26 protein-coding genes are annotated in these 21,091 nt (G+C 70.8%); 11 read left to right on the top strand and 15 right to left on the bottom strand.

Translation table 11 applies throughout. The annotated features are described in order from the left end of the window. Nucleotides 1–104 precede the first annotated feature (104 nt). From AB0H32_RS04040 to AB0H32_RS04050, 3 genes are read left to right on the top strand one after another with little or no spacing between them, the layout of a single operon-like run. Nucleotides 105–686: a DUF5994 family protein gene (locus AB0H32_RS04040; protein ID WP_361113795.1), complete on the top strand. Its 582-nt coding sequence runs from the start codon at nucleotides 105–107 to the stop codon at nucleotides 684–686. 10 nt (nucleotides 687–696) lie between these two features. Then, the gene (locus tag AB0H32_RS04045; protein WP_361113798.1) at nucleotides 697–960 is read left to right on the top strand and encodes a hypothetical protein; all 264 of its coding nucleotides are present in this window, start codon (nucleotides 697–699) and stop codon (nucleotides 958–960) included. Further along, nucleotides 960–1,631, top strand: a complete 672-nt coding sequence (locus AB0H32_RS04050) for an ATP-binding protein (RefSeq protein WP_361113801.1) — start codon at nucleotides 960–962, stop codon at nucleotides 1,629–1,631. Before AB0H32_RS04045 ends, AB0H32_RS04050 begins: the two co-directional genes overlap by 1 nt. Before the next feature lie 38 nt (nucleotides 1,632–1,669). On the opposite strand, the gene AB0H32_RS04055 is transcribed toward AB0H32_RS04050, so the two are convergent. The 7 genes from AB0H32_RS04055 to AB0H32_RS04085 all read right to left on the bottom strand — a co-directional run bounded on the left by AB0H32_RS04055 (nucleotide 1,670) and on the right by AB0H32_RS04085 (nucleotide 7,064). Continuing rightward, nucleotides 1,670–2,155, bottom strand: coding sequence for a DUF5994 family protein (locus AB0H32_RS04055; RefSeq protein ID WP_361113804.1), 486 nt, complete (start codon nucleotides 2,153–2,155; stop codon nucleotides 1,670–1,672). Nucleotides 2,156–2,442: 287 nt separating this feature from the next. Beyond that, nucleotides 2,443–2,715 (bottom strand): hypothetical protein, encoded by a 273-nt coding sequence (locus tag AB0H32_RS04060; RefSeq protein ID WP_361113807.1) that lies wholly within the window; start codon nucleotides 2,713–2,715, stop codon nucleotides 2,443–2,445. A gap of 43 nt (nucleotides 2,716–2,758) precedes the next feature. Next, on the bottom strand, nucleotides 2,759–2,968 hold the full coding sequence (locus AB0H32_RS04065) for a hypothetical protein (protein ID WP_361113810.1): 210 nt from the start codon (nucleotides 2,966–2,968) through the stop codon (nucleotides 2,759–2,761). A gap of 432 nt (nucleotides 2,969–3,400) precedes the next feature. Further along, on the bottom strand, nucleotides 3,401–4,378 hold the full coding sequence (locus AB0H32_RS04070; protein ID WP_361113813.1) for a magnesium transporter CorA family protein: 978 nt from the start codon (nucleotides 4,376–4,378) through the stop codon (nucleotides 3,401–3,403). A gap of 370 nt (nucleotides 4,379–4,748) precedes the next feature. Continuing rightward, nucleotides 4,749–5,627, bottom strand: coding sequence for a polyphosphate kinase 2 (gene ppk2 / locus AB0H32_RS04075; RefSeq protein ID WP_361113816.1), 879 nt, complete (start codon nucleotides 5,625–5,627; stop codon nucleotides 4,749–4,751). A 32-nt stretch (nucleotides 5,628–5,659) separates the two neighbouring features. Beyond that, a complete protein-coding gene (locus AB0H32_RS04080; protein WP_361113819.1) occupies nucleotides 5,660–5,893 on the bottom strand; it encodes a hypothetical protein in 234 nt (77 codons plus the stop codon). 16 nt (nucleotides 5,894–5,909) lie between these two features. Next, nucleotides 5,910–7,064, bottom strand: a complete 1,155-nt coding sequence (locus AB0H32_RS04085) for an inorganic phosphate transporter (protein ID WP_361113822.1) — start codon at nucleotides 7,062–7,064, stop codon at nucleotides 5,910–5,912. A gap of 326 nt (nucleotides 7,065–7,390) precedes the next feature. On the opposite strand from AB0H32_RS04085, the gene AB0H32_RS04090 reads away from it, so the two are divergent. Next, the gene (locus AB0H32_RS04090) at nucleotides 7,391–7,789 is read left to right on the top strand and encodes a helix-turn-helix transcriptional regulator (protein WP_361113825.1); all 399 of its coding nucleotides are present in this window, start codon (nucleotides 7,391–7,393) and stop codon (nucleotides 7,787–7,789) included. A gap of 91 nt (nucleotides 7,790–7,880) precedes the next feature. Continuing rightward, a complete protein-coding gene (locus AB0H32_RS04095) occupies nucleotides 7,881–8,297 on the top strand; it encodes a VOC family protein (protein ID WP_361113828.1) in 417 nt (138 codons plus the stop codon). Between the two features lie 335 nt (nucleotides 8,298–8,632). On the opposite strand, the gene AB0H32_RS04100 is transcribed toward AB0H32_RS04095, so the two are convergent. From AB0H32_RS04100 to AB0H32_RS04125, 6 genes are all read right to left on the bottom strand, one after another. Continuing rightward, nucleotides 8,633–8,938 carry a hypothetical protein gene (locus tag AB0H32_RS04100; RefSeq protein ID WP_361113831.1) on the bottom strand — a complete coding sequence of 102 codons (306 nt, stop codon included), beginning with the start codon at nucleotides 8,936–8,938 and terminating at the stop codon, nucleotides 8,633–8,635. Further along, on the bottom strand, nucleotides 8,935–9,267 hold the full coding sequence (locus AB0H32_RS04105; RefSeq protein WP_361113834.1) for a DUF952 domain-containing protein: 333 nt from the start codon (nucleotides 9,265–9,267) through the stop codon (nucleotides 8,935–8,937). Before AB0H32_RS04105 ends, AB0H32_RS04100 begins: the two co-directional genes overlap by 4 nt. Before the next feature lie 269 nt (nucleotides 9,268–9,536). Continuing rightward, nucleotides 9,537–9,752: a hypothetical protein gene (locus AB0H32_RS04110; protein WP_361113837.1), complete on the bottom strand. Its 216-nt coding sequence runs from the start codon at nucleotides 9,750–9,752 to the stop codon at nucleotides 9,537–9,539. A gap of 26 nt (nucleotides 9,753–9,778) precedes the next feature. After that, a complete protein-coding gene (locus tag AB0H32_RS04115; protein WP_361113840.1) occupies nucleotides 9,779–10,369 on the bottom strand; it encodes a dihydrofolate reductase family protein in 591 nt (196 codons plus the stop codon). Between the two features lie 817 nt (nucleotides 10,370–11,186). Continuing rightward, nucleotides 11,187–12,362, bottom strand: a complete 1,176-nt coding sequence (locus tag AB0H32_RS04120; RefSeq protein WP_361113843.1) for a family 2 encapsulin nanocompartment cargo protein polyprenyl transferase — start codon at nucleotides 12,360–12,362, stop codon at nucleotides 11,187–11,189. 112 nt (nucleotides 12,363–12,474) lie between these two features. Then, a complete protein-coding gene (locus tag AB0H32_RS04125; RefSeq protein WP_361113846.1) occupies nucleotides 12,475–13,881 on the bottom strand; it encodes a family 2B encapsulin nanocompartment shell protein in 1,407 nt (468 codons plus the stop codon). A gap of 293 nt (nucleotides 13,882–14,174) precedes the next feature. Here AB0H32_RS04125 and AB0H32_RS04130 point away from each other — a divergent pair, with 293 nt between their 5' ends. Together AB0H32_RS04130 and AB0H32_RS04135 are read left to right on the top strand one after the other, a co-directional pair. Then, a complete protein-coding gene (locus tag AB0H32_RS04130) occupies nucleotides 14,175–14,771 on the top strand; it encodes an N-acetylmuramoyl-L-alanine amidase (RefSeq protein ID WP_361113849.1) in 597 nt (198 codons plus the stop codon). Between the two features lie 31 nt (nucleotides 14,772–14,802). Next, nucleotides 14,803–15,714, top strand: coding sequence for a pyridoxal-phosphate dependent enzyme (locus AB0H32_RS04135; RefSeq protein WP_361113852.1), 912 nt, complete (start codon nucleotides 14,803–14,805; stop codon nucleotides 15,712–15,714). A 19-nt stretch (nucleotides 15,715–15,733) separates the two neighbouring features. Here the strand turns inward: AB0H32_RS04135 and AB0H32_RS04140 are convergent, their stop codons facing one another. Next, entirely contained in the window at nucleotides 15,734–17,329 is a 1,596-nt protein-coding gene (locus tag AB0H32_RS04140; RefSeq protein WP_361113855.1) for a Na+/H+ antiporter, read from the bottom strand. A 61-nt stretch (nucleotides 17,330–17,390) separates the two neighbouring features. Between AB0H32_RS04140 and AB0H32_RS04145 the strand changes: the two genes are divergently transcribed. The 3 genes from AB0H32_RS04145 (at nucleotide 17,391) to AB0H32_RS04155 (ending at nucleotide 19,428) form a co-directional block, all read left to right on the top strand. Then, entirely contained in the window at nucleotides 17,391–17,651 is a 261-nt protein-coding gene (locus AB0H32_RS04145) for a UBP-type zinc finger domain-containing protein (protein ID WP_361113858.1), read from the top strand. A 272-nt stretch (nucleotides 17,652–17,923) separates the two neighbouring features. Continuing rightward, a complete protein-coding gene (locus tag AB0H32_RS04150) occupies nucleotides 17,924–18,337 on the top strand; it encodes an anti-sigma regulatory factor (RefSeq protein ID WP_004925829.1) in 414 nt (137 codons plus the stop codon). Continuing rightward, a complete protein-coding gene (locus AB0H32_RS04155; RefSeq protein WP_361113989.1) occupies nucleotides 18,226–19,428 on the top strand; it encodes an RNA polymerase sigma factor SigF in 1,203 nt (400 codons plus the stop codon). The genes AB0H32_RS04150 and AB0H32_RS04155 overlap by 112 nt, the downstream gene beginning before the upstream one ends. A 16-nt stretch (nucleotides 19,429–19,444) precedes the next feature. Here the strand turns inward: AB0H32_RS04155 and AB0H32_RS04160 are convergent, their stop codons facing one another. After that, nucleotides 19,445–19,912: a hypothetical protein gene (locus AB0H32_RS04160; RefSeq protein WP_361113861.1), complete on the bottom strand. Its 468-nt coding sequence runs from the start codon at nucleotides 19,910–19,912 to the stop codon at nucleotides 19,445–19,447. 146 nt (nucleotides 19,913–20,058) lie between these two features. Between AB0H32_RS04160 and AB0H32_RS04165 the strand changes: the two genes are divergently transcribed. Continuing rightward, nucleotides 20,059–21,027, top strand: coding sequence for a diacylglycerol kinase family protein (locus AB0H32_RS04165; protein ID WP_361113864.1), 969 nt, complete (start codon nucleotides 20,059–20,061; stop codon nucleotides 21,025–21,027). The last annotated feature ends 64 nt before the right edge of the window (nucleotides 21,028–21,091 follow it).

Consider the following 21,091-nt stretch of genomic DNA (forward strand, 5'->3'; position numbering starts at 1 on the left):
CGGGCCGGTCACGGCCGGCCCGGTTGTCATGAATCGCCGAGAACGACCCGGCGAGAGATGAAACCCGGGGCGCCGCGAAGGCGGCCCGGAGACAGGTCCGCATCATGTCGGCGACCTTGCACCAACCCCTGCCACACCACGAGCCCGTCGCAGCCCCGGCCGCGCGTCTCGCGCTGAAGACCGACGGCACGTCCCGTGGACTCCTGGACGGTGCCTGGTGGCCCCGCTCCCGGGACCTGCTGAGCGAGCTGCCCGCACTGACCGATGTGCTGGACCCCTTGTGGGGCCGCATCACCCGCATCGCCGTCAACCCGAAGTACTGGCCGGTCATCCCGCACGAGATTCCCGTGGGCGGTCATGTCGTCAGGGTCGGCTGGTTCACCCCGGAGATCGACCCGCACAAGCTGCTGCTGCTCTCCTACGGCACCGGCCGCTGGGATCTGCTGGTCATCCCACCCGAGACCGGGGCGGAGTCGGCGGCCCGCCTGATGGCGGCCGCGTCCGACTACGACGGTCCGCCGCTGACCGCAAGCGCTCTCATCGCCGCTGACGAGACCCGGCACGCCGTCTCCGCTGCCGACCGGTCACTAGTACCGGACGAGGCAGGGAAGTACGAGGGCGGCCCCTCCTCTGCGGCCGTTCCGGCACAGACCGGTCGCATCAGTCGCCTGATCATCGGCATGTGAGACAGCCGCCGTGAACACCTTCCTGACGATCGGCGCCTTCCTGGTCCTCATCGCAGCGGCCGCGTTCGTGATCCACCGGCTCAACATCGAGCACGCGGAAAGGATCGCCGTGCACCGGTACGGTCGCGCCCTGCCCGGCGGCCCGCGCAGCGGCACCGACGCGGCACGGCCCCCTGCGGGACCACCACTCTCCAAGTCTCCGACCGTCGGCGAACGACGTGACCACCGCGACGGGGGCCGCGGCCGCTTCCCACCGCGCCGCCGCGGGCGGTGATGCTGTTCGGCCCGCCCGGGACCGGCAAGAGCACGTTCGCGCACGCGATCGCCAGCCGCCTGGGATGGCCCTTCCTCGAACTGTTCCCCGCACGTCTGGCCGCCGAGTACGGCCTGGCGACCGGGCTGAACCGGCGCTTCGACGAGATCGCACAACTCGACCACGTCCTCGTCTTCATCGACGAGGTCGAGGAGATCGCCGGCGAACGCGGCGGCGCGGACGCGACCGCGGTCGGCGTCGTCAACGAACTGCTCAAGGCGATCGTCCGGTTCCGAAGCCAGGACGGACGGCTGCTCGTCTGTGCCACGAACAACGTGACCACGCTCGACTCCGCGTTCCTGCGGCACGGCCGCTTCGACTACGTGCTGCCGATCGGCCCACCCGACCACACCGCCAGGACCGCACTGTGGGAGAGCTACCTGACCCGAGCGGGCGCGCGGGCTGGCAGCGCGGTTCTTGCGTCCGCCAGCGAGGGGTTCACCCCCGCCGACATCGCCCACGCGGCGCGCACCGTCTCCCAGGCCCAGTTCGAGCGCACCTTCGACACCGGAACCCGGACCGCCCCCACCACCGACGACTACCTGGACACGATCCGCGACACCAAGCCCACGGTCAGCGCCGCCATGGCCCAGGAATTCGCCCAGCAGACGCAGAAGTTCGCCCGCATCTAGCATCCAGGCCGACGGGGAGTCGATCTGGGACGGATGTGTCAGGCCGGCGTAGGCGGCGTGTCGCTGCCCGTATCGATGAGGATCTGTTTGGCCTCGGTGACGTTGTCTGCCCGTACGGCCCTGGCCATCGCGGCGCGTGCCGCGTCGAGCGTCGTGTCCGGAGGGACCAGCATCAGGGAGAAATGGTCCCGGTCGCCCCGGGTGATGAGGACGGTGTCGTCACCGACCGGGAAGGAATCGATGCGGACTACTCGGCCGTCGACCATCACCCGGGTCGGCAGTTCGTCCCAGGCACTGCCGTCCAGACCGACCCGGGTGACAGGTCCGAGATGCTCGGTCAACGCGGAGATCAGCGAGGGGAGCTCGGCACCGATGTCCCGGGACCGCGGCCACCATGCGCCGTCCAGGATTCCCTCGCGTGCGTGTGTCGTCTCCAGCCTCAGCAGGGCCGTCCCGGGTTTCACCGACCCGTGGACGGCGTCCGGCAGGAGCCTGGGGAGGTCGGGGGTGTCGGAGTCGGCCATGGTGTCCGCCCGTCCGCAGAGAGCAGTGCGACCGCAGGGCGTGCGACCGCCGCACGAAGTGACCTTGCCACCTCACCGTACTCCGCACGACGCTCGCGCGAGCGCTTCGCCGCAGAGCGGTTACGGAAACAGGCAACGGCTCCGGCGTATACCCGCCGGAGCCGCCCTTCCGGGTCATTGCACGTGAGCGTGCGCCGACCCGCTTTCCATATTACGCCAAAGGGATTTCTCCGACATAAGCAATCCTTGCGAAGGTTCACTTCGGTCCGAGAAGCCGACGCGGCGGCTCAGCCACGGCCTTCCTCTTCTGTCTCCATCTGTCGGATCCCCTGGTGCGTCAGCGTGATCATCGCGGGCGTGTTGCCCCTCGCCCAGTCCACGACGACCCAGCCTTCACCCGCCAGGTACATACAGGCAGCGGCCATGTCCTGCTCAGGGATACCGAGGTCGTTGCGGAGCTTCACCCCGTCGACGCCCAGGAGCCGATTGCCCTCGGCAGCTTCGTACACAGCCCGCATGATCCTCTCGCGGTACGTCTTCCGGTCTCGCAATATCGCCATGACGTGCCTTCCTCTACCGCCCGCGGTCGGGCCGAAGTCGATGTCATCCGCGGCCGCTGTCGTGGTGAGGCGTGTCGGCGGTCCCGTCCGCCGCCGGCCGGCGGTGCCTCCGGAGCCGGCGGCCGATCCCCGGCAGAGCATCGCTGTAGTGGAAGGCAGCAATCCGTTCGTTGTGCTGAGCGTTGAGCCGGTGGATGAGAACGACTCCGACGGCGATCACGACAAGCAACACAGCCACTGCGATGAGAGTCATGGTTCTCTCACATCCGTTGGCCGGAGGGCGGACGCCCGCCCTGGCGATCCCATGGGCCGCCGCAGGGGCGACGCCCGAGCTGCCCCGCAGTCGGTCTCCCAAGCTTCTTCCCGGCTTCGGGCATCGACGCCCTCTGCGTCTTCCCGGCCTCCGGCGCCTTGCAGCCGGCCCGGAACCGGGCGCGCCGGCGTCAGCGAGAGGCGGGCCGGCGGCGAGGGTGCGCGCTCACTCGTTGTCGTACGGTTGATGGTCACGGTCATGGCGCGGACCTGCCCCCGGGCTCGTCTGCGACAGCCCGGCGTTGTTCATCACCGGGAGCGACACCACAGGCGAACCGGCGTGCGAAAAACTCCCGGTTACTTCACTCTACTCCGCTCCGGAGCCCGAAAAAGTGCGCATGACCAGCTATTTCCCTGGCTCGGGAGTGACTGGTCAGAGCCAGTCCTTGCGCTTGAACGTCAGATACAGCACGGCGGACAGGGCCACGATGACGGCAGCGGAGGTGATGAATCCGGACTGGCGGCCGAAACCGGGGTAGGGGAGGTTCTGGCCGTAGTAGCCGGTGATCGCGGTGGGTACGGCGATGATCGCGGCCCAGCTCGTCACCTTCTTCATGATCAGGTTCATGCGGTTGGCCTGGACCGAGAGGTTCGTCTCCATGACCGAGGCCACCAGGTCCCGCAGTGATTCAGTCCATTCGGTGGCACGCAGCACGTGGTCGTAGACGTCCTGGTAATAGGGGACGAGAGGCTCGGTGATCACATGCAGGCCGGGGCGCATGAGCGAATTGACCACCTCACGCATCGGGAGCACGACGCGGCGCAGCTCAACGAGCGATTTGCGCAGCACGAAAGCCCGGCGCTGCACGGCTTCGATCTGACGACGTCCGGCCGCGAAGAGCAGACCCTCCAGCTCCTCGATGCCGTCATCCAGTCGCTGGACCGCGGCAAAGTGGCCGTCCACGAGATGGTCGAGCAGGCCGTGCAGCAGGAATCCGACGCCATGGCCGGCCAGATCCGGGCTCTCGTCCCAGCGGGCGACGACGTTCTCGATGTCGAACCCGTCGTCCTTGCGGACCGTGATCATCGCCTGGCCGGTGAGGAACACGGCGATCTCGGTGTATGACAGTTCCACACCGTCCGGGCCGGCGGTGACGGAATAGGCGCTGAGGAATTCGTGGGTGCGATAGCGGTCGAGCTTCGGCCGCTGCCCACGCTGTGCGGCATCCTCCAGAGCCAGTTCGTGGATGCCGAACTCTTCGCCGAGCATGGTGAATTCGGCGGGCCCGGGCCGGTACAGGTCCAGCCACACCACCGACGCCGGATCAGCGAGCAGCCCGGAGACGTCACTGGCGGGAAAGTCCTCCAGGACGAGAGTGCCGTCGTGATACAGCCGGGTGCGCGTGACCATGGCCCGAGGCTAGTGTCTTGTGCCCTGATCGTGTCGCTTCGCCCCCATTACCAGCGCGGCAGGCTCCCGACATGACAGGACAGTCGGCACACCCACACACATGCTCTCCGGCCGATGTCGCAACGAGACGATACGGCGCCCCAACGGTCCGGCGTCAGCCACCTCTGTCCCCCGAACGGGACAGCAGTCCGCACACAGTCCGCAAGACACCCGCTCAAGACCGTCGCACCCCATCGCACACTGACGCCGAATCGTCCGAGCCGGACGCAAGGGGCACCCCGGCTTCGGGCCGCCCTGCCGGCCGCTCGTCTGCGGGTCGGTGCCGCGCGGGAGCCGTCGCCGCAGGTCACCGACCTGGGGGTGCTCGCCCCTAGGGATGGTCCCGGTCGTCCTCCCCCGCCTCCAGCAGGCCCGCCGCCACGCCGACGATGCGGGCGTCGGGTGTGCCGACCCCCTCCTCGTCCTTGTCGGCGTACGCGAAGCGCGCCAGTACGCTGCGCATCGCCTCGACCCGGGCCCGCTTCTTGTCGTTGCTCTTCACCACGGTCCAGGGGGCGTGCTCGGTGTCCGTCTCACGGGACATCGCGGCCTTCGCGGCGGTGTGGTCGTCCCAGCGGTCCAGGGAGGCCAGGTCCATCGGGCTGAGCTTCCACTGCCGTACCGGGTCGACCTGACGGATCGTGAAGCGGGTGCGCTGCTCGCCCCGGGACACCGAGAACCAGAACTTGACCAGGTCGATGCCGTCGTCGACGAGCATCCGCTCGAACAGCGGGGCCTGGCGCATGAACCGGCGGTACTCGTCGTCAGAGCAGAAGCCCATCACCCGTTCCACCCCGGCGCGGTTGTACCAGGAGCGGTCGAGGAGGACTGTCCCGCCCGCGGTCGGCAGGTGTTCGACGTACCGCTGCAGGTACCACTGTCCCCGCTCGCACTCGGTCGGCTTCTCCAGTGCCACCACGCGCGCGCCGCGCGGGTTCAGGTGCTCGGTGAACCGCTTGATGGTGCCGCCCTTGCCGGCCGCGCCCCGTCCCTCGAAGACGACGACGAGCCGGCACCCCGTCTCCTTGATCCAGCTCTGCAGCTTCAGCAGTTCGGTCTGCTGGAGCCGCTTGTGCCACTCGTACTCCTTGCGCTCCGTCCGGTGGTCGTACGGGTAGTTCTCCCGCCAGGTGTCCACCGGGGTGCCGTCGGGCCGGATCAGGACGGGGTCGTCGTGGTCGGTGTGGTCGACCCGCAGGCCCTGCGTCATCAGAGGTGCCGTCCCGTCCGCCTCCGCCCGTCTCAGTGGAACTGCGGCACGATCAGGTAGATCCCGTACGCCACCACCGCCGCGCACGCCAGGAAGCACAGCCCCGCCTGGGCGAGGCCCAGGCTGCGGGCGCCGTCCGGGTGTCCGGCGGAGTCGTCGGTCCGGGCGAGGCCGAGGACGCCGAGGGCGAAGACGGCGACCACGGCGACGGTCACGCCGATGCTCACCGCGGTGACCTGGCCGAGTGCGGTCCAGTCGAGATGCATGGGGGCTCTCCTTGGCTCAGGCGGCCGTGTCGACGTCGGCCGGCGCGGTGGTGCGGAGGGTGACCTCGTGGTGGTCGTTGACGTTGTCGGCGTGCACCGGGTTGCGGCGCGAGGCGAGGACGATGACCGCCGCGAGCGCGAGTGCGACCAGGGCGATGACCGCCGTACCGGCGTTGCCGCCGTGCTTGACCACGCTCGCGGCCAGCCCGCCGGCCAGCGCCGCGGCGGGCAGGGTGATGAGCCAGGCGGCCACCATGCGGCCCGCGACGCCCCAGCGGACCTCCGCCAGGCGGCGGCCCAGACCGGCGCCGAGGATGGAGCCCGAGGCGACCTGGGTGGTGGACAGGGCGAAGCCGAGGTGGGCGGAGATGAGGATCACGGTCGTGGACGCCGTCTCGGCGGCGAAGCCCTGCGGGGACTGGATCTCGGTGAGGCCCTTGCCCATCGTGCGGATGATCCGCCAGCCGCCCAGATAGGTGCCGAGGCCGATGGCGAGACCCGCCGAGCCGATCACCCAGACCGGGGGGCCGGCGTCGTGCCCGAGGGCGCCCGCCGAGATCAGGGTGAGGGTGATGACGCCCATCGTCTTCTGGGCGTCGTTGGTGCCGTGCGCCAGCGAGACCAGGGAGGCCGAGGCGATCTGGCCGATCCGAAAGCCCCTGGTCACCGAATCCCTGCGGGCCCGCTCGGTGAGCCTGTAGGCGAGGTAGGTGGCTGTCAGCGCCGCGACACCGGCCACCACCGGCGAGGCCACCGCGGGGATCAGCACCTTCTCGACAACCTGGTCGAAGTGCACGCCGTCGGACCCCGCGCCGACCCAGACGGCCCCGACGAGACCGCCGAACAGGGCGTGCGACGAGCTGGACGGGAGCCCGGCGAGCCAGGTCAGGAGGTTCCACAGGATCGCCCCGACCAGTCCGGCGAAGATCATCGCCGGGGAGACGAGCGTGTCGTCCACGATCCCCCCGGAGATCGTCCTGGCGACCTCGGTGGACAGGAAGGCACCCGCGATGTTCAGTACGCCGCTCACCAGAACGGCCGTCCGCGGTTTCAGCGCCCCGGTCGCGATGGACGTCGCCATCGCGTTCGCCGTGTCGTGGAATCCGTTGGTGAAGTCGAAGGCCAACGCCGTGACGATGACGACCGCCACGAGGAACGTGATGTGGTCCATTCCCCCGAGGGAAGCAAGCGCAGGCCAATGCCCGGCGAACTGAAGGCGAAGGCGGTGCCGAAACCGGGGAACTGTGTTGTGCGGTCCTGTGTGAAACAGTTCGGTGTCCGACCGCGCGGACGCGTCCGGCGGCCTGCCCGGGGGACCTGTCCCGTCCGGAGCCCTGTCCGGGGGGACCGGTCCGGAGCCCCCTGCGCGGAAGCACCCGACGGCTTGTCTACGCGAAGGCATCCGAGGACTCGCCCGCGCGGGAGCACCCGACGCCCGTGGGCACGGAAGCACCCGACGGCCTGCCTGCGCGAAAGCTGCTGTGCCAAGCTGAGTGAATGACCCTGGAGGACCTGGTACGGCTGCGGCGGGTGCGCGACCGCATGGACCGCGAGTACGCCGAGCCGCTCGACATGACCGAGCTGGCCCGTGGCGCCCACATGTCGCCCGGCCACTTCCAGCGCAGCTTCCGCAAGGCGTACGGGGAGACGCCGTACAGCTATCTGATGACGCGCCGGGTGGAGCGGGCCAAGGCGCTGCTGCGCCGCGGCGATCTCACCGTGACCGAGGTGTGCTTCGCCGTCGGCTGTACCTCCCTCGGCTCCTTCAGCTCCCGGTTCACCGAGCTGGTGGGCCGGACCCCGAGTGCCTACCGGGCCGGCCCCCATGAGGAGAGCGCGGTGATCCCGTCCTGCGTGGCCCGTGCGTTCACCCGCCCGCGCCGTCGGCCGTACTGAGCCGCGGGGCCGGTCCGAAGAGGTCCCGGGCGCCGGTGGGCCGGTGCGTGACGTGCGCGCACGGCGGCCCGACTGGGCCTAGCGTGAAGCCATGGACCTGAAACTCAAGCAGTGCTTCATCGCCGTGGACGACCACGACAAGGCGCTCCACTTCTACTGTGACGTGCTCGGCATGGAGGTCCGCAACGACGTGGGCTTCGAGGGTATGCGCTGGGTCACCGTGGGCTCGCCGCTCCAGCCGGACGTGGAGATCGTGCTGGAGCCGCCCGGCGCGAGCCCGGACATCTCCCCGGCCGACAAGCAGGCGATCGCCGAGCTGCTCGCCAAGGGACTGCTGCGCGGTGTCATCTTCACGACCGCCGACTGCGACGCGCTGTACGAACGGGTCCGGGAGGCCGGAGGCGACGTGCTCCAGGAGCCGACGGACCAGCCGTACGGGGTGCGCGACTGTGCCTTCCGGGACCCGGCCGGGAACATGCTGCGGTTCCTGCAGCGGCCCGCGGACTGACCTTCCGCCGACCCGCCGACCGACCTTCCGCCCATTCACCGACCGGCCTTCCGCCGGTGCGACCGACCTTCCGCCGGTGCGACCGACCTTCCGCCGGTGCGACCGACCTTCCGCCGGTGCGGCGGGGACGGCTGCCTGCGATCCCCCCACCCCACCACCACGAACACCGGGCGATGGACCTGCGCCTTCGTCGGCCGCCCCGCCACCCGCCTCGCCCAGGCCGTTTCTTCTGGACGCCGCCACCGGCACACGGCCCTCCGAACCGCGCGGTGAGCGGGGCGAGTTCATGACTCCGCCGGCCGAGGGGACGGACGCATGGGGGCTGTCGGCGGCGGTCAGCGGACCGTGGACAAGTACGCGCAGGCGACGGCCGGGCGGGTCGGTCCCTGCGTCGGCTCGGGGAGCGGGCTCGGCGGGCACGCGTCGTCGTCCGCGCGCGGATCGTGGAGCGGGCGGGGTGTACCGCCGTGCACATTCCGTGGGGTTTCGGCGTCCCCGTTGTCCCACACATACGGCTCCCGCGGCCGGGCCGAGTCCTGGAGCCACAGGGTGAGCCCGCCCCCGGCGGCCACCGCCACGGCCCAGGCACCGACGACCCAGCGCCACCACCTGCGCCGTCGCGCGCCCCCCTGTTCGCTCACCCCCAGGGCTCCACGTCCACCACGGCCTCGACGGGCACCGGCCCGTACACGTGCGGGAATTCCTCGCCGTTGGGCGGCATGGCCTCGTACTTGAGCGGGACATCGAGCCGGGCCGGGTCCACGACCAGCACCACCAGCTCCTCCGGGCCCTCGTAGTCGCCGTACAGGAAGGCGGCGATACGCGGGAGTTGGTCCCTGGTGGAGAAGTGGATGAACCCCTCCTCCTGGAGGGTGCGGCCGCGGGTGGACATCTCGTAGGTGCCCGAGGCGCGGGCCGCCTCCCATTGGGAGCGCTCGGTGATGTGGACGATGTGCGGAAGTTTTGGCATGCGGCCACGCTAAGGACTCGGCCGGGCCCCGCGCATCCGCAAATAGCGCCGTTCCGATGGGCCGATGGGCCGAGGAGCCGAGGAGCCGAGGAGCCGAGGGGCCGACGGGCCGACGGGCCGACGGGCCGAGGAGCCGAGGGTTCCGGCCGCGGCGGACGCACGGGCGGCGCGGGCCGGCCGGGCCCGGTGCGGCCCGTTCGCCTCCGGGCCACTCGGCGGGCGGCTCCCGCCGAGGGCGTGGGAGCCGGGCCGGGATGCCCGGCATGGCCTCAGGGCTTCTCCGCGGCGGATTCCCCGGGGTACGGCTGGGCGGTCCCGGCGGCACGGGCCGCGGGTTCGGCCTGTTCCCCGTAGGCCGCGCAGTCGGGGTTGCGGCACGGGCCGGAGCCCCACACCGGCACCCAGGCGCCGAGTGTCTTGTGCCGCCCGACGACCGTTTCCACAGGCTGTCCGCAGGCGGGACAGACGCGTTCCTCGCTGTCCATACCCTCAGGGTAGGGCGGGCCAGGAGTCAGCGCTTCCTGTGATACGTCCGCACGAGCACGCCGTTGCCGAAGGTGCGCACGGATCCGGAGTCCAGGGTGAACTCCTTGATGTCGAGGCCGGTGCCGAACATCGGCATGCCGGTGCCGTAGACGATCGGATAGGTCTTGATGACCAGTTCGTCGATCTCGTCGAGCAGGGCGCCCGCGAGCTGCGAGCCGCCGCACAGGTAGATGTCCAACCCGCCGTCCTCCCCCTTCAGTTCGCGGACACGGCCGACCAGGTCGCCGTCGACGATCTCGACGTGCGGGTCGGGCGAGCTGCCCAGGGTGCGCGAGGCGACGTACTCGCGCAGATGGGCGTAGGGGCTGGTGATGCCCTCCTTCAGCGCCAGCTCGTAGCTGGCCCGGCCCTGGACGACGGTGTCGAACCGCCTGTTCTCCAGGTGGTCGAGGCCGAGAGGCGTACGGCCGTGGGTGGGCAGGGTCTCCGGGAACTCCGTCTTGAGGAACGCGAAGTACTCCTCGTCCATGAAGCGGAGCATCTCGGTGGCGTCGCCGTGCTCGTCACCGATGAAGCCGTCGAGCGAGCAGGCGATGAAGTACGTGAGCTTTCGCAAGCTGATCCCTTTTCGTAGGCCACGGAGCAGAACTTCAACCACTCCGCTTGTAGTGCTTCATTTGTAGTACTCCAACTGCAGTGGTTGCAAGCCGTTTCGGGGACACTTTCGGTACCGGAGAGAAGTGGGAGATGGCATTCCGCATATCGGGTGAACCGGAACGGCGGGCGGCGCTGGTCGACGCCGGGATCACGGCGCCGGCACGGTGGGGCGCCGGCGGGCTCACCTTCCGCTTCCCTGCGGTGGACACCGAGGCGGCGGGCCCGCCGCGGTGGACATCCAGGCGGACGGGCCCGGTCGAGAGGACCGTGCCGACGGCGGTTCCCGCGCAGGAGCTGGAGTGCAGTAGTCACCGTGCAGGAGCCGCGGCGCAATGGCCGAGGTCCGGTGGGGTCACAGCACGACCGGGGCTCGCCCACCGTACGGGCGCACTGCCCCGGACCGGCCGGCACGAACAGAGTGCCCCCGCACACTGTGGGGGTGTGCGGGGGCACGCCGGGCCGGAGCCCCCGGTGGCCGCGCGGGGTCAGGAACCGCACGGCCCCGGTGGCTCCGGGGTCCTTCCTCGCCCGCCGGGCACGGCAACCCCGGGACCGCCTCCGCGAGACACGGCAGGCGCAGATCGCCACCGCCGGGCACGGCAACCCCGAGGTGGTCACCACTGGACACGGCAGGCACAGATCGCCGCCATCAGAGACGGCAGCTCATCAGAGACGGCAGTTACAGATCGCCGCCGCCAGGGACGGCCGGCGCAGATCGCCGGGTCCGCCTCCGGGTGCGACCGGGGCGAGCGTTGTCGGCCGCTCGGACCGGAGCCTCAGGAGGTGCGTCGGGTCACGTACTCGGCCAGGGCCAGCAGGCCGCCCGCCGCCTCCGGCGCGGGCACGGCGCGGGTCAGCTCCTGCACCGCCAGGCTCATCCGGTCGGCCGCCTCGGCCTGCGCCCAGTCCCGGCCGCCGGCCTGCTCGACGGCCAGTGCCGTCCGGGTGATCTCGCCCCCGTCCCCGGCCTCCCCCGCGATGTACGGCTTGCCGTACAGCTCGGCGAGTTCGGCCGCAGCCGGGGTGCCGGAGGCGAGGGCCGCCACCACCGGCAGGGACTTCTTGCGGACCGCGAGATCCGCACCGGCCGGCTTGCCGGTGCGCTGTGGATCGCCCCATATGCCGATCACGTCGTCGATCAGCTGGAAGGCGAGCCCGGCCTGGCGGCCGAAGCCGTCCAGCGCCACCACATCGTCCTCGCCGACGCCCGCGTACAGCGCGCCGAGGGCACAGGCGCAGCCCAGCAGCGCGCCGGTCTTCGCCTCGGCCATGGCGAGCACCTCGTCCAGGGTGACCTCGCCGGGAGCGCGCTGCTCCATGGCCGTGTCGGTGTGCTGTCCGGCGCACAGTTCCACGACACAGTCGGCGAGCCGGGCCGCGGCAGATGCAGAGGCCGGGTGCGGATCCTCGGCGAGCAGCCGCAGGGCCAGCGCCTGCAGGGCGTCCCCGGCGAGGATCGCGTCGGGGACGCCGAACACGGTCCATGCGGTGGGCCGGTGCCGGCGGGAGGTGTCCCGGTCCATCACGTCGTCGTGCAACAACGTGAAGTTGTGGACCAGTTCGACCGCGGCGGCAGCCCGGACGGCCGCCGCCCGCGCCCCCGGCCCGCCCAGCGCGGCGGCCGCGGCGAGAACCAGCGCGGGCCTTATCGCCTTGCCCGCGTGTCCTGCCGCGGGGGTGCCGTCGGCGTGCTCCCAGCCGAAGTGGTAGAGCGCGATCCGGCGTATGGGGCCGGGCAGCGACTCGACGGCCGCCCGCAGTTCGGGGTCGACGAGGGCCCGGGTCCGCTCCAGGAGTGCCGCCGCCTCGTGCCCGTCGAGCGGACCGGCTCCGGCGTCACCGGCGGCCCCCCGCCGTTCGCATGGTCCGGGTGGTGCGGGCTCCTCCCCCGCCCCGGCGGACCGGGACTCTCCGGGCGAACGCTGTGTGGTCTCCGTCATGAACTCGGCCATGAGTCCCCCTCGCGCAGTCCGCGGACGGTGGCGCTTCCGCTCCGGCTGGACACATATCCCGAGGATGTACCCGCCCCGAAGGACGGGAACACGGCCGCGAAGTGCGGAAACGTCACCTCCACCGGCCGATCTCGACGTTTTCCAGCACGCCGAGCGCGTCGGGCACCAGGACGGCTGCCGAGTAGTACGCCGTCACCAGGTACTTGATGATGGCCTGTTCATTGATGCCCATGAACCGCACCGACAGGCTCGGCTCGATCTCGTCCGGGACGCCGGACTGCCTGAGCCCGATGACGCCCTGGTCGTCCTCGCCGGTGCGCATGGCGATGATCGAGGTCGTACGGGCCTCGCTGACCGGGATCTTGTTGCACGGGTAGATCGGCACACCGCGCCAGGTGGGGATGCGGTTGCCGCCGATCTCGACGCTCTCGGGGACCAGTCCGCGCTTGTTCAGCTCACGCCCGAACGCGGCGATCGCGCGCGGGTGGGCCAGGAACAGCTTGGTGCTGCGCCGACGGCTGAGCAGCTCGTCCATGTCGTCCGGGCCGGGCACGCCGTCGTGCGGCTGGATCCGCTGGTCGTACTCGCAGTTGTTCAGCAGCCCGAACGCGCGGTTGTTGATCAGCTCGTGCTCCTGGCGCTCCTTCAGCGCCTCGACCGTGAGCCGCAACTGCTGCTCGGTCTGGTTCATCGGCTGGTTGTACAGGTCGGCCACGCGCGTGTGGATGCGCAGAACGGTCTGCGCGATGCTCAGTTCGTACTCGCGCGGGCGGGCCTCGTAGTCCACGAAGGTGTGCGGGATGTCCGGCTCACCGCTGTGGCCGGCCGCCAGCGCGACCTCCTTCTCGCCGTACTTGTTGGTCTGCTGAGCGGGAAGCGAGCGCAGCTGCTGGAGGTGTTCGCGCAGCGAATCGGCGCGCTCGGCGACCTGGTCGAAGTCCTGCCTGCTGAGGATCAGCACCGTGCACGCGGTGTCCGCGCGGGCGGTGTACTCCCAGATGGCTTCCGGGTCCAGCAGCGCCTGCTCTCCGAAGTAGGCGCCGTCGGCGAGGACTCCGAGGACCGCGTCGTCGCCGTAGGGGCCCGTGCCGATCTTCTCTACCCGGCCGTGGGCCAGCAGATACACCTCGTCGGTCCGGCTGCCGAAGCCGGCGATCACCTCGCCCGGCGCGAAGTCCCGCTGACGGCAGCGCCGGGCCAGCTCCGTGAGCACCTCGTCGTCCTCGTAGGACCGGAGGACCGGCAGCTCGCCGAGTTCGGCCGGGATGACCTCGACCTGGTCTCCGGTCTTCACAAAGGTGATCCGGCCGTCGCCGACGGCGAAGGTCAGTCGCCGGTTCACCCGGTATGTGCCGCCCTGTACGTCCACCCAGGGCAGCGTCCGCAGCAGCCAGCGGGAGCTGATCTCCTGCATCTGCGGAACGGACTTGGTCGTGGTGGCCAGGTTCCGCGCCGCCGACGTGCCGAGAGACTGCTGCGGCTTGCCCTGTTCGGTGCGGACCTCATCGCCTACCGACATAAGAAAATGCCCTCTCCTGTATGCCCGGTGCCGAATCGCACACCGGTCTCACGAGCGAGCCTTCCATCACGCAGCGCACCCGCACCATTACCCGAATGAGCGGGAATGGATCATCGCACTACTGGGCAGAAAGAGGGACCCTGTCCAGCCCCTGCGCTGCGGGATCCCTGTCCGGATCGGCTCGCACAGTGTGCGAACGATGTAGTCCAAGACGTCCCGTTTCGGTAGAAGCAAGCCGTACGAGAGGGCCGCGACCGGCGGCCACCGGGCACGACAGCACGAAGGAGGCGGTCATGGCCCCACCCATGTCCGCGAGCCGGTTCCTGGACGCGCTCCGAGCCGAGGGCGTCACCGTCGTCGAGGTCGGGGACTGGCCGAACCACAACCGCAACCACAAGGGCCCCTGGGGCCCCGTCCACGGCGTGATGATCCACCACACGGTGACCACCGGCAGCAAGCACACGGTGGAGGTGTGCCGGGACGGCACCACCGAGCTGCCGGGCCCGCTGTGCCACGGCGTGATCACCAAGGACGGCACGGTCCACCTGGTCGGCTACGGCCGCGCCAACCACGCCGGCTCCGGCGACGACGACGTCCTGCGGGCGGTGATCGCCGAGAAGCGGCTGCCGCCGGACAACGAGGCGAACACCGACGGCAACCGCTACTTCTACGGCTTCGAGTGCGAGAACCTGGGCGACGGTGAGGACCCCTGGCCCGAGCCGCAGCTGGAGGCGATCGTGCGCGCCGCCGCGGCCGTCTGCCGCCACCACGCGTGGTCGGCACGGTCGGTCATCGGTCACCTGGAGTGGCAGCCGGGCAAGGTGGATCCGCGCGGGTTCACGATGGAGTGGCTGCGGGAGCCGATCGGCGAGCGGCTGAAGGAGGCGTAGCCACGGATCGGCGCCGGGCGACAATGGGGGCGTGACCAGCACCGACCTGCTCGCCCCGCGCCTGCCGTCTCCCCTTCAGGAACTGAGGGACGACCGTTTCTCCCGGCTCGGCCTGCGGCTGCTTCTCAAGCGGGACGACCTGATCCATCCGGAGCTGATCGGCAACAAGTGGCGCAAGCTGGTGCCCGGAATCGAGGCGGCGCGGGGCCGGGCGCTGGTCACCTTCGGCGGGGCGTACTCCAACCATCTGCGCGCCACCGCCGCCGCGGGCCGACTGCTCGGGCTGACGACCACCGGCGTGGTCCGCGGCCAGGAGCTGGCCGGCCGCCCGCTCAACCCTTCCCTGTCCCGGTGCGCGACCGACGGAATGCGGCTGCACTTCGTCGACAGGTCGACGTACCGGCACAAGAGCGAGCCGGAGACCCTGGCCGCGATTCTGCGCGCGGCCGGTGCCGAGGGCGCGTACGTCGTCCCGGAGGGCGGCAGCAGCGCGGAGGCGGTGCGCGGCTGCCGGGCCCTCGGTGAGGAACTGCGCGGCCGTGCCGACGTCGTGGCCGTCGCCTGCGGCACGGGCGGCACGCTCGCCGGACTCGCCGCGGGACTGGACGCCGGGCAGCGTGCGCTCGGGATACCGGTGCTCAAGGGCGGCTTCCTGGCGGGCGGCGTCCAGGCGCTCCAGGAACGCGCCTTCGGCGCCCGCACCGGCACCTGGTCCCTCGACGACCGCTTCCACTTCGGCGGTTACGCCCGGACGACCCCGGTGCTCGACGCCTTCGCCGAGGACTTCGAGCAGCGGCACGCACTGCCCGTCGAACGTCTCTATGTCGCCAAGTTGCTCTACGGACTCGTCGCCCTGGCCGAGGAGGGCGCCTTCGCGCGCGGGACGTCGGTCGCGGCGGTCGTCACCGGCCGGCCGTTCCCCGAGCCCGCGCCTGCGGACTGATCCGCCGGACAGGCTCCGGCTAGTCGGCCTCCCTGAAGGCGGCCGCTTCCTCCAGGTCGAGCCGGCGCAGGAGCGCGCGGAGCATCTCGTCGTCGATGTAACGGTGGTCGCGCAGCCGTACGAAGACCCCGCGTTCCACGCCGATCACCTCCCTGGACAGGCGGCGGTAGGTGTCGTCCACGGACTCCCCGGTGACGGCGTTGACCTGGCCGAGCCGCTCCCAGACCGCATTGCGCCGGCGCTCCAGGACGGTGCGCAGACGGTCGGCGAGCGGCGGCGGCAGGGCGTTGCGCTCGTCCACGAGGAGGTCGTCCAGGCGCCCCTCGGCGGCCCGGGACGCCTGCGCCTGGGCGTTGGCCTCGGCGAGCGTCTCGGCCTGCCGGTCGCGGCCGGGGAAGTGCATCAGGCGGATCACCAGCGGGAGCGAGAGGCCCTGCACGACCAGCGTGCCGATGACGGTGGTGAACGTCAGGAAGAGGATCAGGTTGCGCTGCGGGAAGGGGGCGCCCCCGTGCACCGTGGCCGGGATCGAGAAGGCGATGGCCAGCGAGACCACGCCCCGCATGCCGGCCCACGACGTCACGGCCGGCGCCCGCCACGTGGGATCGTCCTCGCGTTCCCGGATGCGCCGGGAGAGCACGCGTGGCAGGAAGGTCGCCGGGTACACCCACACGAACCGGGCCACGACGACCACGGCGAAGACGGCGACCGCGTACCAGGCGGCGTCGGCGCCCTCGTACTCGCCGAGGCCCTTGAGGACCCGCGGCAGCTGCAGGCCGATCAGGGCGAACACCGCCGACTCCAGGAGGAAGGCGACCATCCGCCACACTGCGTCCTCCTGGAGCCGGGTGGCGAAGTCGACCTCCCACGCGCGGTGCCCGAGGTAGACGGCGACCACCACGACCGCGAGGACGCCGGAGCCGTGCAGCTGCTCGGCGACGCCGTAGGCGACGAACGGGATCAGCAGGGAGAGGGTGTTCTGGAGCAGCGCCTCCTTGAGGTGCGTGCGCAGCCAGTGGATCGGCACCATGAGCACCAGTCCGACGGCGACACCGCCGACCGCCGCCCGCAGGAACTCGCCGATCCCGCCCGCCCAGGTGGCGCCCGCGCCGACGGCGGCGCCGAGAGCCACCTTGTAGGCGGTGATCGCGGTGGCGTCGTTCAGCAGGGACTCGCCCTGGAGGATGGTGGTGATCCGCGACGGTAGCCCGACCCGGCGTGCGATCGCCGCGGCCGCGACCGCGTCCGTCGGCGCCACCACGGCGCCCAGCACCAGCGCCGCCGGCAGCGGCAGCCCCGGGACGACCAGGTAGGCGGCCCAGCCGACGGCGAAGGTCGCGAAGAGCACGTACCCGACCGACAACAGCCCCACGGGCCGCATCTGGGCCCGCAGGTCCAGGTACGAGCTCTCGGTGCCCTCCTTGTACAGCAGCGGGGGCAGCACCAGGGGCAGGACGATGTCGGGGTCGAGCGTGTAGTGCGGGACACCGGGGAGGTAGGAGACCGCGAGGCCGACCGCCACCAGCAGCAGTGGTGCCGGCACCGGGGTGCGCCGGGCGGCCCCCGCCACCGCGGCACTGCCCGCCACCAGCAACAGCAGCGGCATCACGTCCATGGTCCTCGCCCGCCCTCTTTTTCCGCGCGGTCACCCGCACGCCCGTCGTAATCTGGCAATCATGAAACAGTGCACGCACGCCGGCGCGCTGCCGCACCCCGAGCCGGAACCGCGCAGCGAGACCTGCCCGGAGTGTCTCGCGAACGGGACACACCCGGTGCAGCTAAGGATCTGTCTGACCTGCGGCCACGTCGGCTGCTGCGACTCCTCACCGGGGCGGCACGCGACGGAGCACCACGAGACGTCCGGTCACCCGGTGATGCGGACCTTCGAGCCCGGCGAGGACTGGCGGTGGTGCTTCGTCGACCACGTTCTCGTGTGACACTGCACTGACGCGGTATACGGCCGCGGCCGACGACGGTTCGAGCGTCCGACGCTGGGGTACGTCAACCCGGCGCGCGCTCTTCCCATTTGGGCCCGCAAACCCTCTAGACACGGAGCGTATCCACAGCTTTACTGTGAGTGACGCCAGGGGGTTGGGGTCCCGGGGACAGGACCGTCAGGAGCGCGATAGCGTCACCGCGGAACCATGAACGCGTTACCCCGGGGGGCGACCCTCGGCCCCGTAAAGCTTGTACCACCATGGAGGTGAGGGTGTCCCAGATCGCAGGCGAGCCCGCGACCCAGGACTTCGTGGAAGTCCGGCTGCCGGCTGCGGGTGCCTACCTGTCAGTGCTGCGGACGGCCACGGCCGGTCTCGCCGCCCGCTTGGACTTCACCCTGGACGAGATCGAGGACCTGCGCATCGCCGTGGACGAGGCCTGCGCGATCCTGCTGCAGCAGGCCGTGCCCGGCTCCGTGCTCAGCTGCGTCTTCCGGCTCGTCGACGACTCTCTGGAGGTCACGGTCTCGGCACCGACCACCGACGGCCACGCCCCCTCACGGGACACCTTCGCCTGGACGGTGCTCTCGGCCCTGGCGGGCAAGGTCTCCTCGGCCGTCGACGAGGACAAGACCGTGTCCATCAGCCTCTACAAACAGCGCGGCGCAGGCCCTGGGCCGGCGTGAGGAACGGGGACGGGCCGGTGCGGGACGAAGAGCGCGGCACACGGGAGCTGCCGACGGGGGCCACGGGCCCCACGGATGCTTCCCGACGCATGGCTGACGGCATCGACGGCATCCCCGAGCAGGCCAGACCGCATCCGGAGGACGACTCCGCGCAGGCCGGCCCAGACGGTGCCGTGCAGAGCGCGCCTCCGGAGGGACGCGGCGGGGTCGGGCCCGCCACCCGCGCGGGGGCGAGGGCTCGGGGAAGGGCTACGGGCGGGACGATGAGCGAGCACGAGCGATACGCCGAGGACGACGCGCTGGGCGCGGAGGCCGTGCAGGCCACCCAGCACGACCCGCATGACCGCAGCGGGGCGCGTGCCATGTTCATCGAGCTGCGCAAGCTGAACCAGGGCAGCCCCCAGTACGCGGAACTGCGCAACCAGCTGGTCCGTATGCACCTGCCGCTCGTCGAGCACCTGGCCCGCCGCTTCCGCAACCGCGGCGAGCCGCTGGACGACCTCACCCAGGTCGCCACGATCGGCCTGATCAAGTCCGTCGACCGCTTCGACCCGGAGCGTGGCGTGGAGTTCTCCACGTACGCCACCCCGACCGTCGTCGGCGAGATCAAGCGGCACTTCCGCGACAAGGGCTGGGCGGTCCGCGTGCCGCGCCGCCTCCAGGAGCTGCGGCTCGCGCTGACCACGGCGACGGCCGAGCTGTCCCAGCTGCACGGCCGCTCCCCCACGGTTCACGAGCTCGCCGAGAAGCTCGCGATCTCCGAGGAGGAGGTCCTGGAGGGCCTGGAGTCCGCCAACGCGTACTCCACGCTGTCCCTGGACGTCCCCGACACCGACGACGAGTCCCCGGCGGTCGCCGACACCCTCGGCGCCGAGGACGAGGCGCTGGAGGGCGTGGAGTACCGCGAGTCCCTCAAGCCGCTGCTGGAGGACCTGCCTCCGCGCGAGAAGCGGATCCTGCTGCTGCGCTTCTTCGGGAACATGACCCAGTCGCAGATCGCCCAGGAGGTCGGCATCTCCCAGATGCACGTCTCCCGGCTGCTCGCCCGGACACTGGCCCAGCTGCGCGAGAAGCTGCTGGTCGAGGAGTAGGACAGTCGCCGTACGGCTACTGCGGCTTCGTTTCCCCGGTGCGGCCCGGACCCTTGATCCCCAGGGCCCGGGTCGTGGCCGGGTTCACCAGCAGGACCAGCGAGGCGACCGCGACCACGGCCAGTGCGATGCCCGCCGGGATCGCCATGCTCTCCGCCTGGAGCAGGCTGTAGGCGACCGGCAGGGCCATGAGCTGGGTGATCAACGCAGGGCCACGGCTCCAGCTGCGGCGCAGCAGCAGGCCGCGCGCGGCCAGCAGCGGGAGCAGCGCCAGGACGATCAGCGTGACACCCAGGGTGACGGCCTGCTGCCTGTCGTCCGGGTCACCGGTGAGGCCGAGGACGAGCGTCCACGCGCCGCCGACCACCAGCGCCGCGCCCTCCAGGGTGCTCAGCACCGCCGCGTACATCAGCCGACGCGGGCGGGGGCCGTCGACCGCGGCGGGTTCGGTGGTGTCCGGGGCGGAGTTCTGCTCACTGCTCACCCCCGAAGCGTAGCCCCGCACCCCGCGGCGGCCGCCTCCGCCCCGCCTGCGGCGCAGTCGTGGGTGGTCAGGCTCACGTCCCCTGCTCTTACCGGATCCCTACCTCGGGCTGGGCCGGGTACCCCCCAGTAGGTACGCTGCCATCCATGCGTGCACTTCTCGTGGTCAATCCGGCGGCAACCACCACAAGCGCACGCAGGCGTGATGTGCTGATCCACGCGCTGGCCAGCGAGATGAAGCTGGAAGCGGTCACCACCGAGTACCGCGGCCATGCGCGCGACCTGGGCCGGCAGGCTGCGGAGAGCGACGACATCGACCTGGTCGTGGCCCTCGGCGGCGACGGCACCGTCAACGAGGTCGTCAACGGCCTCCTGCACGCCGGCCCCGACCCGGACCGCCTGCCCGGCCTCGCCGTGGTCCCGGGCGGCTCCACCAATGTCTTCGCCCGCGCCCTGGGCCTGCCCAACGACCCCGTCGACGCCACCGGCGCCCTGCTGGACGCCCTGCGCGACGGCAGCGAGCGGCTGGTCGGACTCGGTCTGACCTCGGGCACGCCCGGCACCGAGGACGAGGCGGTGCCGGACCGCTGGTTCACCTTCAACGCCGGACTCGGCTTCGATGCGGGTGTGGTCGGCCGGGTCGAGCAGCAGCGCGAGCGCGGCAAGAAGTCGACCCACGCCTTGTACGTCCGTCAGGTGGTCCGCCAGTTCGTCGGCGAGCAGCACCGACGGCGCGGCCCGATCACCCTTGAGCGTCCCGGGGCGGACCCGGTCGCCGATCTCGTTGTCGCCATAGTCTCGAACACGTCTCCATGGACGTATCTCGGCAATCGCCCGATGTACACGTCACCTAAGGCCTCGTTCGACACGGGCGTCGACGTGCTCGGTCTCAGCCGTCTGTCGACGGCCGCGGTTGCCCGGTATGGCACGCAGTTGCTCACTTCGTCCCCCGAGCGGGGACCCCACGGCAAGCACGTCCTCTCCCTGCACGACCTGGACCGGTTCACCTTGCATTCGAAGGCCCCCCTCCCCCTTCAGATGGACGGCGACCACCTAGGACTGCGTACCAGCGTGACGTTCACAGGCGTACGCCGCGCACTGCGTGTGATTGTGTGAGCGGAACGGGCGAAAGTCCTTTCACTCGAACGTTTAGGCCAGGATCCACCCCATGGAAGTACGG

It is taken from the genome of Streptomyces sp. NPDC020362 (assembly GCF_040642095.1).
Taxonomy (GTDB): Bacteria; Actinomycetota; Actinomycetes; order Streptomycetales; family Streptomycetaceae; genus Streptomyces.

Coding starts and splice junctions, on each gene's coding strand:
- AB0H32_RS04040 (WP_361113795.1), top strand. CDS start 105: ATGTCGGCGACCTTGCACCAACCCCTGCCACACCACGAGCCCGTCGCA.
- AB0H32_RS04050 (WP_361113801.1), top strand. CDS start 960: ATGCTGTTCGGCCCGCCCGGGACCGGCAAGAGCACGTTCGCGCACGCG.
- AB0H32_RS04055 (WP_361113804.1), bottom strand. CDS start 2,155: ATGGCCGACTCCGACACCCCCGACCTCCCCAGGCTCCTGCCGGACGCC.
- AB0H32_RS04060 (WP_361113807.1), bottom strand. CDS start 2,715: ATGGCGATATTGCGAGACCGGAAGACGTACCGCGAGAGGATCATGCGG.
- AB0H32_RS04065 (WP_361113810.1), bottom strand. CDS start 2,968: ATGACTCTCATCGCAGTGGCTGTGTTGCTTGTCGTGATCGCCGTCGGA.
- AB0H32_RS04070 (WP_361113813.1), bottom strand. CDS start 4,378: ATGGTCACGCGCACCCGGCTGTATCACGACGGCACTCTCGTCCTGGAG.
- ppk2 (WP_361113816.1), bottom strand. CDS start 5,627: ATGACGCAGGGCCTGCGGGTCGACCACACCGACCACGACGACCCCGTC.
- AB0H32_RS04080 (WP_361113819.1), bottom strand. CDS start 5,893: ATGCATCTCGACTGGACCGCACTCGGCCAGGTCACCGCGGTGAGCATC.
- AB0H32_RS04085 (WP_361113822.1), bottom strand. CDS start 7,064: ATGGACCACATCACGTTCCTCGTGGCGGTCGTCATCGTCACGGCGTTG.
- AB0H32_RS04090 (WP_361113825.1), top strand. CDS start 7,391: ATGACCCTGGAGGACCTGGTACGGCTGCGGCGGGTGCGCGACCGCATG.
- AB0H32_RS04095 (WP_361113828.1), top strand. CDS start 7,881: ATGGACCTGAAACTCAAGCAGTGCTTCATCGCCGTGGACGACCACGAC.
- AB0H32_RS04105 (WP_361113834.1), bottom strand. CDS start 9,267: ATGCCAAAACTTCCGCACATCGTCCACATCACCGAGCGCTCCCAATGG.
- AB0H32_RS04110 (WP_361113837.1), bottom strand. CDS start 9,752: ATGGACAGCGAGGAACGCGTCTGTCCCGCCTGCGGACAGCCTGTGGAA.
- AB0H32_RS04120 (WP_361113843.1), bottom strand. CDS start 12,362: ATGGCCGAGTTCATGACGGAGACCACACAGCGTTCGCCCGGAGAGTCC.
- AB0H32_RS04125 (WP_361113846.1), bottom strand. CDS start 13,881: ATGTCGGTAGGCGATGAGGTCCGCACCGAACAGGGCAAGCCGCAGCAG.
- AB0H32_RS04130 (WP_361113849.1), top strand. CDS start 14,175: ATGGCCCCACCCATGTCCGCGAGCCGGTTCCTGGACGCGCTCCGAGCC.
- AB0H32_RS04140 (WP_361113855.1), bottom strand. CDS start 17,329: ATGGACGTGATGCCGCTGCTGTTGCTGGTGGCGGGCAGTGCCGCGGTG.
- AB0H32_RS04145 (WP_361113858.1), top strand. CDS start 17,391: ATGAAACAGTGCACGCACGCCGGCGCGCTGCCGCACCCCGAGCCGGAA.
- AB0H32_RS04165 (WP_361113864.1), top strand. CDS start 20,059: ATGCGTGCACTTCTCGTGGTCAATCCGGCGGCAACCACCACAAGCGCA.